The following is a 14300-nucleotide window of genomic DNA, read 5'->3' as shown; positions in this document are numbered from 1 at the left end:
CCGGCGATCAGGGAGAGCACGGAGGCGGTGCTGGCGGAGGACGCGGTCAAGATAAAAGGATTATAGGAAGGGGGTCCGCCCCCGCCGGGGCCCCCGGGCGGGCTCGCTGTGAGTAACCGCAAACTATGCTATGATCGCGGGCTCTGCGGAAATCCGTCCGTGGATAGATAACCAATCGAGGTCAACATGTACGCGGTCATAAAAACCGGTGGCAAGCAGTATCGCGTTGCTTCCGGCGAAAAGATCAAAGTAGAACAGATTGCTGCGGACATCGGCCAGGAGATCGTGATCGACCAGGTGCTTGCCGTCGTGGACGGGGACAAGCACAACGTCGGCGCACCCCTGGTGTCCGGTGCAACTGTCAAAGCCACCGTCGTCGCGCACGGCAAGCACGACAAGGTGCGCATCTTCAAGATGCGCCGTCGCAAGCACTACCAGAAGCGCCAGGGTCATCGCCAGTCCTTCACGGAACTGCAGATCGGCGCCATCGCCGTCTAAGGAGCTTTGAAATGGCACAGAAAAAAGGCGGCGGCTCCACGCGCAACGGGCGGGATTCCCAGCCCAAGATGCTCGGCGTGAAGGCATTCGGCGGCGAGCTCATTTCGGCGGGCTCGATCATCGTGCGCCAGCGCGGCACCAAGTTCCACCCCGGCACGAACGTCGGCGTCGGCCGCGACCACACGCTCTTCGCGCTGGTCGACGGGCACGTCAAGTTCCAGACCAAGGGCGAGCTGAACAAGCAGACCGTGAGCGTGGTCCCGGCGTAAGCCACCAGGTCTCACCGCAAGAGGCCCTGCATCACCATGCAGGGCCTTTTTGTTTTAATCGAGCCAACATGAAATTTGTCGACGAAGCCTACATCGACATCGCCGCTGGCGATGGGGGGAACGGCTGCGTCTCGTTCCGGCACGAGAAGTACAAGGAGTTCGGCGGGCCCAACGGCGGCGACGGCGGCCGCGGCGGCAACGTCTACGCTTTCGCCGACGTCAACCTCAACACGCTCGTCGACTACCGCTATTCCAAGCGCCACGAGGCCAAGCGCGGCCAGCACGGCATGGGTTCCGACATGTTCGGCGCCGCGGGCGACGACATCGTGCTGAAGATGCCGGTGGGCACCATCATCACCGACGCCGAGACGGGCGAGGTGCTGTACGAGCTGCTCACGCCCGGCGAGATGCTGATGATCGCCAAGGGCGGCGAGGGCGGCTTCGGCAACATGCGCTTCAAGAGCTCGATCAACCGCGCCCCGCGCCAGAAGACGCCGGGCAAGGAAGGCGAGCGCAAGAGCCTGAAGCTGGAGCTCAAGGTGCTCGCCGATGTCGGCCTGCTCGGCATGCCGAACGCCGGGAAGTCGACGCTGATCGCGGCCATCTCCAACGCGCGGCCGAAGATCGCCGACTACCCTTTCACCACGCTGCACCCCAACCTCGGCGTGGTGCGCGTCGGCCCCGAGCAGAGCTTCGTCGTCGCCGACGTGCCGGGCCTTATCGAAGGCGCGGCTGAAGGCGCGGGGCTGGGCCACCAGTTCCTGCGCCACCTGCAGCGCACGCGCCTGCTCCTGCACCTCGTGGACATCGCGCCCTTCGACGAAGGCGTGGACCCCGTCGCGCAGGCGAAGGCCATCGTCGCCGAGCTGAAGAAGTACGACCAGGCGCTGTACGACAAGCCGCGCTGGCTGGTGCTGAACAAGGTCGACATGGTTCCCGCGGACGAGCGCGAGAAGCGGGTGAAGGACTTCGTCAAGCGCATGAAGTACAAGGGCCCGGTGTTCGAGATCTCGGCGCTCACGCGCGAGGGCTGCGACACGCTGGTGAAGTCCGTGTTCGAGCACGTGCACAAGGTCCACCGTTCCGAGCAGCCGCCGGAAGAAGTCGATCCGCGATTCCAGGATGTCTGAGAACAAGCCCTCGTCCCCGGTCGTGCGCGATGCGCGGCGCATCGTCGTCAAGGTCGGCTCCAGCCTCGTGACCAACGAAGGCCGCGGCCTGGACGAGCACGCGATCGGCGAGTGGTCGCGCCAGCTCGCGGCGCTGGCGCGCGAGGGCCGCGAGGTGATCATGGTTTCCAGCGGCGCCATCGCCGAAGGCATGAAGCGCCTGGGCTGGACGACGCGGCCGCACGAGGTGAACGAGCTGCAGGCCGCCGCCGCCGTGGGCCAGATGGGCCTGGCGCAGATGTACGAAACGAAACTGCGCGAGCACGGCATGCACTCCGCGCAGGTGCTGCTCACGCACGCCGACCTGGCCGACCGCGAGCGTTACCTCAACGCCCGCTCGACGCTGCTCACGCTGCTGCGCCTGAAGGTCATCCCCGTGATCAACGAGAACGACACGGTGGTCAACGACGAGATCAAGTTCGGCGACAACGACACGCTGGGTGCGCTGGTCGCGAACCTGGTCGAGGCGGATGCGCTCGTCATCCTCACCGACCAGAAGGGCCTGTACAGCGCCGACCCGCGCAAGGACCCGGCCGCCACCTTCGTGCATGAAGCCAAGGCAGGAGATGCCGCGCTCGAGGCCATGGCCGGCGGCGCGGGGTCGACGCTGGGCAAGGGCGGGATGATCACCAAGATCCTCGCGGCCAAGCGCGCGGCGGGCTCGGGCGCCTCGACGGTGATCGCCTGGGGCCGCGAGAAGGATTGCCTGGTGCGCCTGGCGCGCGGCGAAGCGATCGGCACGCTGCTCGTCGCGCCGACGCAGAAGAACCAGGCGCGCAAGCGCTGGATGGCCGACCACCTGCAGTTGCGCGGCTCCGTGACGGTGGACGAAGGCGCCGTCGCCAAGGTGCGCGCGGAAGGCAAGAGCCTGTTGCCGATCGGCATGACGGCGGTTGACGGCGAGTTCTCGCGCGGCGACGTGATCGCCGTGCGCGACCCGCAAGGCAACGAGATCGCGCGGGGCCTCGCGAACTACGCGAGCGCCGAAGCCCGCCTGCTGTGCCGCAAGCCGTCGACCGAGATCGAGAAGCTATTGGGCTACGTTGCCGAGCCCGAGATGATCCACCGCACCAACCTGGTGGTCACCCGCTAGAAGCCGGTCTTGCGGTCGCTGGGTGTCCTGAGGGCCTGGACGATCTGCGCCGGCGTGCCGCCCGGCACGCGGCCGGAACACACCCCCGCTCGTGCGGCCAGGTAGCCGAAACGTCCCTCCAGCCCTTCGTTCAGCGCCTTCCACTCCGCCTCGACGGCGCGCCAGCCTTGCGCCGGGCTGTGCCGCGCATACAGGCGATACGTGGCGCGCGCGCAGTGCACGCCTTGGTAGAACGCGTTGACCGTGCCCGACGGGCTCGTCGCGACGATCACGAAACGCACGACCTCGTCCTTGCCGACGGAAACGGATGCGGGATCGATGCCGAAGCGCAGGTCCGAGCCCTGGATGTCGAGGGGAACGAGCGCCTCGGTCCGCAATGGCGGCGCCAGGGGCACGGTGCCCTCGTTCCAGTCGCCGAACACCTGCGCGAACGCCGGGCCCGCGGCGAGCGCCGCGGCCAGCGCGAACTCACGGCGCATGCTTGTCCTTGCCCGCCGGTGCGACGGCGGCCTGCGGGTCGGGGTCGAACGTGGCGCCCGGCGGAAGCTCGAAGCCGGGCATGGGCATCTGCTGGTGCTGCTCGGGCGGGTGCTCGTGATCGCCGTGGTCGCGCGAGCGCATGCCGCTGCGCAGGTAGCGGTTGCGGTGGTCGTGCCGCGGCAGGAAACGCGCGAGCTCCGTCAGCGCCATCTCGTACACGCCGCGCTTGAATTCGACGACCACGTCCAGCGGCACCCAGTAGTCGTTCCAGCGCCAGGCGTCGAACTCCGGGTGGTTGGTGGCGCGCAGGTTCAGGTCCCAGTCGTGGCCGGTCAACTGGAGCAGGTACCAGATCTGTTTCTGGCCCTTGTAGTGGCCGCGGGCATCGCGGCGGATGTACCGGTCCGGCACCTCGTAGCGCAACCAGTCGCGGGTGCGGGCGATGATCCGCACATGCTCCGGCAGGAGCCCGACTTCCTCGTGCAGCTCGCGGAACATCGCCTGTTCGGGCGTCTCGCCGCGGTCTATGCCCCCTTGCGGGAACTGCCAGGAGTGGGTGCGGATCCGCTTGCCCCAGAACACCTGGTTCTTCTGGTTGAGCAAGATGATGCCGACGTTGGGCCGGAAGCCGTCCCGGTCGAGCATAATCAAACCCCAAATCCTTAAACTGAGTTCATTATGCACGCCGCTTCGCGGCGCCGCCATAGGCTCAGCGGCCGTGGCCGATGCGGCCTTCCCCAGATCGAATGAAAGCCTCCCAGTTCCTCGTTTCCACCCAGAAGGAAGCCCCGGCGGACGCCGAAGTGACCAGCCACAAGCTGATGATGCGCGCGGGCATGGTCAAGAAGCTCGGCGCCGGCATCTACACCTGGATGCCCATGGGCCTGAAAGTCGTGCGCAAGATCGAGGCGATCGTGCGCGAGGAGATGAACCGCGCCGGCGCGGTCGAATGCCTGATGCCGGTGATCCAGCCGGCGGAGTTCTGGCAGGAGACGGGGCGCTGGGACAAGATGGGCCCCGAGCTGCTGCGCCTGAAGGACAGGCACGATCGCGACTTCATCGTCCAGCCCACCAGCGAAGAGGTCGTCACCGACATCGCGCGCCAAGAGCTGCGCAGCTACAAGCAGCTGCCGAAGAACCTGTACCACATCCAGACCAAGTTCCGCGACGAGAGGCGGCCGCGCTTCGGTGTGATGCGCAGCCGCGAGTTCACGATGAAGGACGCCTACAGCTTCGATCGCGACGAGGCCGGCGCCAAGCAAAGCTACCAGGTGATGGCCAAGGCCTACCGCGCCATCTTCGACCGCTTCGGGCTGCGCTACCGCGCCGTGGCCGCGGACAGCGGCGCCATCGGCGGTGACCTGTCCGAGGAATTCCAGGTGATCGCCGCCACCGGCGAGGACGCGATCATCTACAGCCCCGACAGCGACTACGCGGCCAACATCGAGAAGGCCGAGGCGCTGGCGCCCCAAGGCCCCCGGCCGGCTGCGTCGAAGCCGATGACGAAGACGCCGACGCCGGGCAAGGCCACCTGCCAGGACGTCGCGGCGCTGCTCGGCGTTCCGCTGCAAACCACGGTGAAGTCGATCGTGCTCGCGACGGACGAACTGAACGAGCGCGGCGAAATCGCGAAGTCGCAGGTGTGGCTGCTGCTGCTGCGGGGCGACCACGACCTCAACGAAGTGAAGGCGGGCAAGGTCGAAGGCCTGAAGAACGGCTTCCGCTTCGCCACGGTGCCCGAGATCATCGAACACTTCGGCACCAAGCCCGGCTACCTCGGCCCCATCGGCATGAAGAAGCCGGTGAAGGTGGTCGCCGACCGCGAAGTGGCGGTGATGGCCGACTGGATCTGCGGCGCCAACGAGGAAGACTTCCACATCACCGGGGTGAACTGGGGCCGCGACCTGCCCGAGCCCGAGCAGGTCGCCGACATCCGCAACGTCGTCGAAGGCGATGCGTCGCCGGACGGCAAGGGCCGGCTCGCGATCCAGCGCGGCATCGAGGTCGGCCACATCTTCTTCCTCGGCACGAAGTACAGCGCCGCGATGAACGCGAACTTCCTCGACGAGACCGGCAAGCCGCGCCTGATGCAGATGGGCTGCTACGGCATCGGCATCACGCGCCTGCCCGCAGCCGCGATCGAGCAGAACAACGACGAGCGCGGGATCATCTGGCCGGACGCGATCGCGCCGTTCACGGTGGTCGTGTGTCCGATCGGCATGGACCGCAGCGCGGAAGTCAAGGCCGCCGCCGAGAAGCTGCACGACGACCTGGCCGCGGCGGGCGTCGACGTCATGCTCGACGACCGCGGCGAGCGCCCCGGTGCGATGTTCGCCGACTGGGAACTGATCGGCGTGCCGCACCGCATCGTGATCTCCGACCGCGGCCTGAAAGAGGGCCAGGTGGAATACCAGCACCGCCGCGACGCGGCAGCGACCCGGGTGGCGGCCGGCGAGGCCTTCGGCTTCGTGAAAGGCCGCCTCCAAGCGTGATCGCCCGACGCGAACTGCTCTGGGCGGCGCCATGGGCGTTGCTGGCGCCGGGCGCCGCATTCGGCGGGGCGCAAGCCGAGGAGCCCATCGCCGAAAGCGCGTTGAACGGCCTGCGGGCCGCCATCGGCGGCGACCCGGTCGACTACCACCGCCTGCCGCAGCCGCATTTCCCCGACCAGGAGTCGCGCCTGTTCTACCTGCGCTGGCTGGGCGCGATGAACCGGCGCCTCACGACGCGCATGGACTGGGAGCAGCGGCGCGACTTCCTGCAGACCGTCTGGTACGAGGCGCGGCGCGCCAGCCTCGACCCCGCGCTCGTTCTCGGCCTGATCCAGGTCGAGAGCAATTTCAACAAGTTCGCCGTCAGCCGCGCCGGGGCGCGCGGCTACATGCAGGTCATGCCGTTCTGGGCGCGGCTCCTGGTGGGCAAGTCCGATGTATCGGTGCTGTTCCACATGCAGACCAACCTGCGCTTCGGCTGCGTGATCCTGCGCTACTACCTGCGCGACCGCGAGAACGGCGACCTGTTCATGGCGCTGGGGCGCTACAACGGCAGCCGCGGCCGCGCCGAGTACCCCAACGCCGTGCTGCGCGCCAAGCGCGCGTACGACTGGAAGGATGCCGTTCCGCCGTCCTTAGTTCAGGAATCCCAGACGCCCCCGACCCGCTGAGGGCTTGGGCAGGTCCTCCACCAGGATTTCGCCGCGCGCTTCCAGCCGCGCATTGCCGAAGCCCGTCATCAGCGCGCGGCGCATGTCGCGCGGCGCCAGTTCGGCGAGCTGGTCCAGCACGTCGTCGCGCGGCTCGCCCTCGAAGCGCGAGCCCCAGCCATGGTCCTTGCGGATCGCGGCGTAGAGGTTGCGCGCGATCGTGCGCGCCATGTCGAACGAGGGCGCTTCGACCTCGAACACGTTCATGCGGTTGAGGATGGGCTCCGGGATCATGCGTTCGTCGTTCGCGGTCATGATCCAGATCACCTGGCTCGCGTCGATCGCCACCTCGGCGAATTCGTCCATGAACGAGCCGGCCGTGTCGTGCTCCAGCAGCGAGTACATCGCGCCCAGCGGGTCGTACTGCGCATCGGCGGCGGCCTTGTCGATCTCGTCGACGACGATCACCGGGTTGGCGTACTGGCCTTCGACCAGCGCCTCGAACACCTTGCCGGGCTTGGCGCCCTTCCACTGGGACGAGGCCCCGGACAGCAACCAGCCCGCGGTCATCGAGCTCATGGGAACCAGCGACATGCCGGTGCCCAGCAGGTCCGCCAGCTTGCGCGCGAAGTGCGTCTTGCCGATGCCGGGCGGGCCGAGCAACAGCATGGGCGTCACTTCTAGGCCGTCGCGCGAGTCCTGCGACAGCGCGACGTGGCGCCGCACGTCGTCGAGGGCTTCCGTGAAGTTGGGCAGCTCGTCGTAGAGGTGCTGCATCTCGGGGATGCCGCTGGGCTTGACCTGGAAGCGCTCCGGGCCGCGTTCCAGCATGCGCTCGTAGGTGGAGCGCAGGTTCTCGTGGTCCTTGCCGGGGAGCTTGGCCAGCTTGCGCTCGACGTCGTGCGGCCGGAAGACGCTGCGCATGTGGGCGATGGGCAGCTCCAAGGAAGATGATCGATGAGGAACGAGACTCCGTGTTTCCATCCACGCACTCCTTGCTGGTCCATTCCAGCATAGAGCGGGCGGCTGATCAATGGATGGGCGCGCAAGCCCGATGTGTTGTCGGCTCGAACCGACAGGCTGGCAGTCGCATCCCGCGACTGCCAAGGCCGCGGCGCGGTTTTACGCGGTGGTGCCGAGAACCTGCTGCAGCTCGCCGCTCTGGTACATCTCCATCATGATGTCCGAGCCGCCGATGAATTCGCCGCGCACGTAAAGCTGCGGAATCGTCGGCCAGTTGCTGTATTCCTTGATGCCCTGGCGGATCTCGTCGTCCTCCAGCACGTTCACGGTGGTGACCTGCCTGGGGTCCACGCCGCAGGCCTTCAGGATCTGGATGGCGCGGCCGGAGAAGCCGCATTGCGGGAAGGTCGCATTGCCCTTCATGAACAGCAGGATCTCGTTGCCCTTGACCAGCTGGTCGATGCGTTGTTGCGTGTCGCTCATTGGAATCTCCAGATTGGGAAGGATTATCCCAATTCAAGCCATTTCGCGCCGGTGCAGCGCTCGATGCCCGCAAGGTCCCTGCGGCTGGCCACGTAGCCGAAGCCGGCGGCGTGGAGCAGGGCGCGCACGGCCGGCGCCTGGTCCCAGCCGTGCTCCAGCAGCAGCCAGCCGCCCGCCCCCAGGTGCGACGGCGCCTGCGCGACGATCGCGCGGATGGCGTCCAGCCCGTCCGCGCCGGAGACCAGGGCCGGTTGCGGTTCGTGCTGCAACGCGGCCAGATGGGCGTCACCCACGGCCACGTAAGGCGGGTTCGACGCGATGAGGTCGTAGAACCCCACCGCGCCGTCCAGCCACGATGCCAGCCGGAATTCGACCGCCAGGCCCAGCCGGTGCGCATTGGCCTGGGCCGCGGCGAGCGCGTCCGCGCTGGTGTCGCACGCCTCGACGCGTGCGCCGGGGATTTCCTTCTTCAGCGCCAGCGCGATCGCCCCGCTGCCGGTTCCCAGGTCGACGACGCGCGGCGCCTCGTGCGCACGCAGCAGCTCGATGGCCCAGTCGACGAGCGTCTCGGTATCGGGCCGGGGCACGAGCACGCGCGCATCGACCTGCAAGTCCAGCCCGTGGAATTCCTTGCGGCCGACGATGTAGGCGAGTGGCTCGCCGCCGGCCCGCCGCTGGCAGGCCGCTGCAAAGGCGTGTTCGTGCGCGCCGGCGATACCGTCCGTGTCGTGCGCCAGCAGCCAGCCGCGGTCGGTCCCGCTGCGCCCCAGTGCATGCAGCAACAACAGCTGCGCATCGAGGCGGTCGAGCCCGAGCGAGGCCGCCTGCGCCAGCGCCTGCGCGACGTTCATGCCAGGCCCAGCTCCTCGAGCTGTTCGCCCTTGCGGGCCAGCAGCAGCGCCTCGACCACCTCGTCGAGGTCGCCTTCCATGATGAACTGCAGCTTGTAGAGCGTCAGGTTGATGCGGTGGTCCGTGAGGCGCCCCTGCGGGAAGTTGTACGTGCGGATGCGGTCGCTGCGGTCACCGCTGCCGATCAGGCCTTTGCGCGTGGCCGCCTCCTTCGCCGCGCGTTCGCTGCGTTCCTTCTCCTGGATGCGCGCGGAAAGCACCTGCAGCGCCTTCGCCTTGTTGCGGTGCTGCGAGCGGTCGTCCTGGCACTCGGCCACGATGCCCGTCGGGATGTGCGTGATGCGAACCGCCGAATCGGTCTTGTTGATGTGCTGCCCGCCCGCGCCGGATGCGCGGTAGGTGTCTATGCGCAGGTCGGCCGGGTTGATCTGCACCGCCTGCGCCTCGTCGGGCTCGGGCAGGGCCGCCACCGTGCAGGCGCTCGTGTGGATGCGCCCTTGCGTTTCGGTCGCCGGCACGCGTTGCACGCGATGCCCGCCCGACTCGAACTTCAGCTTGCCGTAGGTGCCGTCGCCCACGACGCGGATCACCACTTCCTTGAAGCCGCCGACTTCGCCGGCGCTGTCGCTGATCACCTCGGTGCGCCAGCCCTGGCGCTCGGCGTAGCGCGTGTACATGCGCAGCAGGTCGCCGGCGAATAGCGCCGCCTCGTCCCCGCCCGTACCGGCGCGGATTTCGAGGAAGGTGTTGCGCGCGTCGTCGGGATCCTTCGGCACGAGCAGGCGCTGCAGTTCTTCCTCGAGCTGCGGCAGTTCGGCTTCGGCGGCGGCGATCTCTTCGCGCGCCATCTCCGCCATGTCGGCGTCCGCCTCCATCTCGCGCGCGGCGGCGAGGTCGCGCTCGCGCTGCAGGTAGTGCGCGTAGCGGGCGGCGACCTCGCTGACTTCGGCGTGCTCGCGCGTGAGCGCGCGGTAGCGCTCCATGTCGCTGGCGATGTCCGGCTGCTGCAGGAAGAAGTCCAGCTCCTGCAGGCGGACCGGGTAGCGTTCGAGTTGCTGGCGGAGGAAGGGTTTCATGGGATGAGCGAAGAGAGGCCGGAAGACACTGGATGCCGGATCAAGTCCGGCATGGCAGGTGGGCCGCAGCTAACGCTCTTTGCGCAGGAAGAAGTGCTGGATGGCGTTGGTCGCGCGTTCGCGCGACGCGGGGTCGCCGCTGTGCAGCTCGGCCATCGCGCCGTGCAGCATCTTCTGCGTCAGGCCCTTGGACAGCGCGTCCAGGACCGCATCCACGTTCTCGCCGCGCGCGATCAGCTTGCGCGCGCGGGCGAGTTCCGCCGCGCGCCATTCGTTGGCCTGCGCGTTCAGCTGCAGGATCAGTGGCACGTTGCTGCGCTGGTCCATCCAGTGCAGGAAGCTCTGCACGCCGGCGTCGATGATCGCCTCGGCCTGGGCGACCGCGGCCTGGCGGTTCTCCTTGCCGGTCTGCACCACGCCCGCGAGGTCGTCGACGGTGTACAGGTACACGTCTTCCAGCGCCTTCACCTCGGGCTCGATGTCGCGCGGCACCGCCAGGTCCACCATGAACATGGGGCGGTGCTTGCGCGCCTTGATCGCGCGTTCGACGGCGCCCAAGCCGATGATCGGCAGCGTGCTGGCCGTGCAGCTGACCACCGCGTCGAATTCGTGCAGGCGCGCCGGCAGGTCGGCCAGGCGCATCACCTCGGCGCCGAAGCGCGTCGCGAGCTTCTCGCCGCGCTCCAGCGTGCGGTTGGCGATCGCCATCGACTTCGGGTTCCGGGCGGCGAAATGCGTGGCCGCCAGCTCGATCATCTCGCCCGCGCCCACGAAGAGCACGCGGATCTTGTGCACGTCCTCGAACAGCTGCGAGGCCAGGCGCACCGCGGCGGCGGCCATGCTGATCGAGTGCGCGCCGATCTCGGTGGACGTGCGCACTTCCTTGGCCACCGCGAACGAGCGCTGGAACAGCTGGTTGAGCGTCGTGCCGAGCGCGCCCGCCTGGTCGGCCACGCGCACGGCTTCCTTCATCTGGCCGAGGATCTGCGCCTCGCCCAGCACCATCGAATCGAGGCCGCTGGCGACGCGGAAGGCGTGGCGCGCCGCCTGCGCATCGTGCAAGGTGTAGGCGTGCGAGCGCAGCAGCTGCGTCGACACCCCGCCCGAATGGGCCAGCCAGTCGAAGGTGCGGTCCATCGCGCCGCGGTCGCCGGCGCAATAGATCTCCGTGCGGTTGCACGTGGACAGGATGGCGGCCTCGGGCTGGGGCGACAAAGCCTCGCGCAAGGCGCGCAAGGTGGGCTCCAACTGGTCCAGGGCATAGGCGAACCGGCCGCGCATATCGAGCGGCGCGGTCGTGTGGTTGAGGCCCAACGCCCAGACGGTCATGGGGGGATTATAAAATTTGCTTCAGTTTCAAGTACTTGCGCTGGCGCAAGGCCACATGGGCCCGGTCGACTTCACCTTTCACCTGTTCGGTTTCGCGGCTCCGGCGCTGTTCGTCGCACTGGCCGTGACTTTCGGCGCGCGTTTCGTGGGCGCGGCGCCCCAGCCGTTGCGCTGGTGGGTCCAGGCCGCGATCAATTTCACGGCGGGGCTGGCCGTCCTCCTGGGGGGGCTGTGGTGGTTCGGGGTGGACGGCAAGATGGCCACGTACGCCGGGCTCGTCCTGGCCGTCGCCGCCACCCAATGGGTATGTGGCCGAGGCTGGAAGTGAACGGCGCGTTCGGCGGAGAATGAGGGCATGACCACGGCAGAGAGACAGCAGATCACGCCGGAGTTGCGGCAGTGGATCGTCGAGCAGGCCCAGGCCGGGCACAGCGCCGAGTCGGTGCTGAAGTCCATGCTCGCGTCGGGTTGGCAGGAAGACGTCGCCATCGAGGCGATGGAGACCACGCTGCGCGGCCACCTCGAGCAGCAGGCCGTGGCGCAGGGCCTGCCCGCCGCGGTGCCGGTGCCCGAACCCAGCCTGGGCGAGTCGCCGCTCTATGTCGACGCGGGCGACCGCAAGGTCCACATCCTGCAATCCATGTTCGACCCGCGCATCGTGGTGTTCGGCGAACTGCTGTCGCACGAGGAATGCGACCAGTTGATCGAGCTGGCCAAGCCGCGCCTGGCGCGCTCGCTGACCATCGAGACCAAGACCGGCGGCGAGGAAGTCAACGCCGACCGCACCAGCAACGGGATGTTCTTCCAGCGCGGCGAGAACGAGCTGGTCACGCGCATCGAGGAGCGCATTGCGCGCCTGGTGAACTGGCCGATGGAAAACGGCGAAGGCCTGCAGATCCTGCATTACACGCCCGGCACCGAGTACAAGCCGCACTACGACTACTTCGACCCGACGCAGCCGGGCACGCCCACCATCCTGCGCCGCGGCGGCCAGCGCGTGGGCACCCTGATCATGTACCTGGGCGAGCCGGAGAAGGGCGGGGGCACGGTGTTCCCCGACGTGCACATGGAGGTCGCACCCAAGCGCGGCAACGCCGTGTTCTTCAGCTACGAGCGCCCGCACCCCAGCACCAAGTCGCTGCACGGCGGCGCGCCCGTGATCGCCGGCGAGAAGTGGATCGCCACCAAGTGGCTGCGCGAGCGCCGGTTCGAGTGAGAGTCGACGCCAACGGCACTGCCATCGAAGTCGAGGACTTCGGCCCGCCCGACCGGCCGGCGGTCGTGCTCGTCATGGGCCTGGGCATGCAGCTCGTGGCCTGGCCGGACGCTTTCGTCGATACGCTCGTCGCAGCGGGCTACCGCGTGGTGCGCTTCGACAACCGCGACATCGGCCTGTCGCAGAAGTTCGACCAGCTCGGCGTGCCCAACCTGGTGTGGGAGAGCGTCAAGCACCGCCTCGGCTTTTCGGTGCAGGCGCCGTACACGGTGCACGACATGGCGGCCGACACGCTCGGCGTGATGGACGCGCTGCGCATCGAAAGCGCGCACGTCGTGGGCGTGAGCATGGGCGGCATGATCGCGCAGCGCGTGGCGATCGCCGCGCCGCAACGCGTGATGTCGCTCACGAGCATCATGAGTTCCAGCGGTGCGCGCTACCTGCCCGGCCCGAAGGCGCACGTGCTGCAGGCCTTGTTGTCGCGCCCCGGCGGCAAGAGCGAAGAGGCAATCGTCGACCACTACGTGCACCTGTTCCAGGTGATCGGCAGCCCCGGCTTCCCGATGGACGAAGCCGAACTGCGCCGCCGCATCACGGTGGCCACGCGCCGCAGCTTCCACCCGCAGGGCACCGTGCGCCAGCTGACCGCGGTGGCGGCGGACGCGCATCGCGCCGACGAACTGCCGCGCATCAAGGCGCCGACGCTCGTCATCCACGGCCGCGACGACCCGCTGGTGCCGCTGCCCTGCGGCAACGACACCGCACGCCGCATTTCGGGCGCGAAGTTCCACGTCGTCCCGGGGATGGGGCACGATCTCGTCCCGGGCGTCGTCGAGCGCCTCCTGGCGAGCCTGCTGCCGCACCTGCAATCGGTGCACGTCCCATGACCACGCCCGAGCAATCGCAGCTGGGCAAGCCCGCGCCGTATGCCGACCGCTACGACGCGTCGCTGCTGTTCCCGATCTCGCGGCGGCCCAAGCGCGAGGAGATCGGCCTGGGCGAGACGCTGCCCTTCTTCGGCGCGGACCTCTGGACCGCGTTCGAGCTGTCGTGGCTCACCCCGCGCGGCAAGCCGCAGGTGGCCATCGCGCACGTCACCGTGCCGTGCGAAACGCCGAACATCGTCGAGAGCAAGTCCTTCAAGCTGTACCTGAACAGCTTCACGAACGAGCCTTTCGCCGGTGCCGACGAGGTCCGCGACCGCATCCGCGCCGACGTCAGCGAGGCGGTGTGGCGCGGCGCGCCTTCGCAGGCCGGCGTCGGTGTGCGCATCGTCATGCCGGAGCAGTTCGACGCCGAACCGATCCACGAACTGGACGGCCTGAGCCTGGACCGCCTCGACATCGAATGCACGCAGTACACGCCCGCGCCCGAGCTGCTGAAAGCGGCGGCGGGGGAGCAGCCCGTGACGGAAACGCTGGTGAGCAACCTGCTGAAAAGCAACTGCCTGGTGACCGGCCAGCCGGACTGGGGCAGCGTGCAGGTGCGTTACAGCGGGCCGCAGATCGACCAGGGTTCGCTGCTGCAATACCTCGTGAGCTTTCGCAACCACAACGAGTTCCACGAGCAGTGCGTGGAGCGCATCTTCATGGACCTGTGGACGCGGTGCCGGCCCACCAAGCTCGCGGTGTATGCGCGCTACACGCGTCGAGGCGGGCTGGACATCAACCCGTTCCGCAGCAGCCACCCGGCGCCCGCCCCGACGAACGTGCGCACCGCGCGGCAGTAGCG

At 68.2% G+C, this 14300-nt stretch carries 17 protein-coding genes; 10 read left to right on the top strand and 7 right to left on the bottom strand.

Annotated features, from left to right (window positions below; translation table 11 throughout):
* Nucleotides 1–186 precede the first annotated feature (186 nt).
* The 4 genes from rplU to proB all read left to right on the top strand — a co-directional run bounded on the left by rplU (nucleotide 187) and on the right by proB (nucleotide 3029).
* Entirely contained in the window at nucleotides 187–498 is a 312-nt protein-coding gene (gene rplU, locus WG903_RS17810; protein ID WP_340077915.1) for a 50S ribosomal protein L21, read from the top strand.
* A gap of 11 nt (nucleotides 499–509) precedes the next feature.
* Nucleotides 510–767: a 50S ribosomal protein L27 gene (gene rpmA / locus WG903_RS17805; protein WP_340077913.1), complete on the top strand. Its 258-nt coding sequence runs from the start codon at nucleotides 510–512 to the stop codon at nucleotides 765–767.
* A gap of 68 nt (nucleotides 768–835) precedes the next feature.
* Nucleotides 836–1897, top strand: a complete 1062-nt coding sequence (gene cgtA, locus WG903_RS17800) for an Obg family GTPase CgtA (protein ID WP_340077911.1) — start codon at nucleotides 836–838, stop codon at nucleotides 1895–1897.
* Nucleotides 1890–3029: a glutamate 5-kinase gene (gene proB / locus WG903_RS17795; protein ID WP_340077909.1), complete on the top strand. Its 1140-nt coding sequence runs from the start codon at nucleotides 1890–1892 to the stop codon at nucleotides 3027–3029. Before cgtA ends, proB begins: the two co-directional genes overlap by 8 nt.
* Here the strand turns inward: proB and WG903_RS17790 are convergent.
* Together WG903_RS17790 and WG903_RS17785 are read right to left on the bottom strand one after the other, a co-directional pair.
* Nucleotides 3026–3508: a CNP1-like family protein gene (locus WG903_RS17790; RefSeq protein ID WP_340077907.1), complete on the bottom strand. Its 483-nt coding sequence runs from the start codon at nucleotides 3506–3508 to the stop codon at nucleotides 3026–3028. The genes proB and WG903_RS17790 overlap by 4 nt on opposite strands.
* A complete protein-coding gene (locus WG903_RS17785; RefSeq protein WP_340077905.1) occupies nucleotides 3498–4154 on the bottom strand; it encodes an RNA pyrophosphohydrolase in 657 nt (218 codons plus the stop codon). The genes WG903_RS17790 and WG903_RS17785 overlap by 11 nt, the downstream gene beginning before the upstream one ends.
* Nucleotides 4155–4255: 101 nt before the next feature.
* On the opposite strand from WG903_RS17785, the gene WG903_RS17780 reads away from it, so the two are divergent.
* On the top strand, nucleotides 4256–6001 hold the full coding sequence (locus WG903_RS17780) for a proline--tRNA ligase (RefSeq protein WP_340077903.1): 1746 nt from the start codon (nucleotides 4256–4258) through the stop codon (nucleotides 5999–6001).
* Complete coding sequence (locus WG903_RS17775) at nucleotides 5998–6672, top strand: lytic transglycosylase domain-containing protein (RefSeq protein ID WP_340077901.1); 675 nt, start codon at nucleotides 5998–6000, stop codon at nucleotides 6670–6672. The genes WG903_RS17780 and WG903_RS17775 overlap by 4 nt, the downstream gene beginning before the upstream one ends.
* Here WG903_RS17775 and WG903_RS17770 read toward each other — a convergent pair.
* The 5 genes from WG903_RS17770 to hemA form a co-directional block, all read right to left on the bottom strand.
* Nucleotides 6637–7635 carry an AAA family ATPase gene (locus WG903_RS17770; protein ID WP_340077899.1) on the bottom strand — a complete coding sequence of 333 codons (999 nt, stop codon included), beginning with the start codon at nucleotides 7633–7635 and terminating at the stop codon, nucleotides 6637–6639. The genes WG903_RS17775 and WG903_RS17770 overlap by 36 nt on opposite strands.
* Before the next feature lie 138 nt (nucleotides 7636–7773).
* Nucleotides 7774–8097, bottom strand: a complete 324-nt coding sequence (gene grxD, locus WG903_RS17765) for a Grx4 family monothiol glutaredoxin (protein WP_340077897.1) — start codon at nucleotides 8095–8097, stop codon at nucleotides 7774–7776.
* A gap of 23 nt (nucleotides 8098–8120) precedes the next feature.
* Complete coding sequence (gene prmC, locus WG903_RS17760; RefSeq protein WP_340077895.1) at nucleotides 8121–8948, bottom strand: peptide chain release factor N(5)-glutamine methyltransferase; 828 nt, start codon at nucleotides 8946–8948, stop codon at nucleotides 8121–8123.
* On the bottom strand, nucleotides 8945–10024 hold the full coding sequence (gene prfA / locus WG903_RS17755; RefSeq protein ID WP_340077893.1) for a peptide chain release factor 1: 1080 nt from the start codon (nucleotides 10022–10024) through the stop codon (nucleotides 8945–8947). Before prfA ends, prmC begins: the two co-directional genes overlap by 4 nt.
* A 69-nt stretch (nucleotides 10025–10093) precedes the next feature.
* Nucleotides 10094–11353, bottom strand: a complete 1260-nt coding sequence (hemA, locus tag WG903_RS17750; RefSeq protein ID WP_340077891.1) for a glutamyl-tRNA reductase — start codon at nucleotides 11351–11353, stop codon at nucleotides 10094–10096.
* Between the two features lie 16 nt (nucleotides 11354–11369).
* Between hemA and WG903_RS17745 the strand changes: the two genes are divergently transcribed.
* The 4 genes from WG903_RS17745 to queF are packed head-to-tail and all read left to right on the top strand — an operon-like array spanning nucleotide 11370 to nucleotide 14298.
* Nucleotides 11370–11681 carry a hypothetical protein gene (locus tag WG903_RS17745; protein WP_340077889.1) on the top strand — a complete coding sequence of 104 codons (312 nt, stop codon included), beginning with the start codon at nucleotides 11370–11372 and terminating at the stop codon, nucleotides 11679–11681.
* A 27-nt stretch (nucleotides 11682–11708) separates the two neighbouring features.
* Nucleotides 11709–12569, top strand: a complete 861-nt coding sequence (locus tag WG903_RS17740; RefSeq protein WP_340077887.1) for a 2OG-Fe(II) oxygenase — start codon at nucleotides 11709–11711, stop codon at nucleotides 12567–12569.
* Nucleotides 12566–13456, top strand: coding sequence for an alpha/beta fold hydrolase (locus tag WG903_RS17735; RefSeq protein ID WP_340077885.1), 891 nt, complete (start codon nucleotides 12566–12568; stop codon nucleotides 13454–13456). Before WG903_RS17740 ends, WG903_RS17735 begins: the two co-directional genes overlap by 4 nt.
* Nucleotides 13453–14298, top strand: coding sequence for an NADPH-dependent 7-cyano-7-deazaguanine reductase QueF (gene queF, locus WG903_RS17730; RefSeq protein WP_340077883.1), 846 nt, complete (start codon nucleotides 13453–13455; stop codon nucleotides 14296–14298). Before WG903_RS17735 ends, queF begins: the two co-directional genes overlap by 4 nt.
* Nucleotides 14299–14300 lie beyond the last annotated feature (2 nt).

Source organism: Ramlibacter sp. PS4R-6 (genome assembly GCF_037572775.1).
Classification (GTDB): domain Bacteria; phylum Pseudomonadota; class Gammaproteobacteria; order Burkholderiales; family Burkholderiaceae_C; genus Ramlibacter.
This window is presented reverse-complemented; position numbering and strand designations above follow the sequence as displayed.

Excerpts from the sequence above, each read along its gene's own strand:
- rplU (WP_340077915.1), top strand. The coding sequence starts at position 187 with ATGTACGCGGTCATAAAAACCGGTGGCAAGCAGTATCGCGTTGCTTCC.
- rpmA (WP_340077913.1), top strand. The coding sequence starts at position 510 with ATGGCACAGAAAAAAGGCGGCGGCTCCACGCGCAACGGGCGGGATTCC.
- cgtA (WP_340077911.1), top strand. The coding sequence starts at position 836 with ATGAAATTTGTCGACGAAGCCTACATCGACATCGCCGCTGGCGATGGG.
- proB (WP_340077909.1), top strand. The coding sequence starts at position 1,890 with ATGTCTGAGAACAAGCCCTCGTCCCCGGTCGTGCGCGATGCGCGGCGC.
- WG903_RS17790 (WP_340077907.1), bottom strand. The coding sequence starts at position 3,508 with ATGCGCCGTGAGTTCGCGCTGGCCGCGGCGCTCGCCGCGGGCCCGGCG.
- WG903_RS17785 (WP_340077905.1), bottom strand. The coding sequence starts at position 4,154 with ATGCTCGACCGGGACGGCTTCCGGCCCAACGTCGGCATCATCTTGCTC.
- WG903_RS17780 (WP_340077903.1), top strand. The coding sequence starts at position 4,256 with ATGAAAGCCTCCCAGTTCCTCGTTTCCACCCAGAAGGAAGCCCCGGCG.
- WG903_RS17770 (WP_340077899.1), bottom strand. The coding sequence starts at position 7,635 with ATGGAAACACGGAGTCTCGTTCCTCATCGATCATCTTCCTTGGAGCTG.
- grxD (WP_340077897.1), bottom strand. The coding sequence starts at position 8,097 with ATGAGCGACACGCAACAACGCATCGACCAGCTGGTCAAGGGCAACGAG.
- prmC (WP_340077895.1), bottom strand. The coding sequence starts at position 8,948 with ATGAACGTCGCGCAGGCGCTGGCGCAGGCGGCCTCGCTCGGGCTCGAC.
- prfA (WP_340077893.1), bottom strand. The coding sequence starts at position 10,024 with ATGAAACCCTTCCTCCGCCAGCAACTCGAACGCTACCCGGTCCGCCTG.
- hemA (WP_340077891.1), bottom strand. The coding sequence starts at position 11,353 with ATGACCGTCTGGGCGTTGGGCCTCAACCACACGACCGCGCCGCTCGAT.
- WG903_RS17740 (WP_340077887.1), top strand. The coding sequence starts at position 11,709 with ATGACCACGGCAGAGAGACAGCAGATCACGCCGGAGTTGCGGCAGTGG.
- queF (WP_340077883.1), top strand. The coding sequence starts at position 13,453 with ATGACCACGCCCGAGCAATCGCAGCTGGGCAAGCCCGCGCCGTATGCC.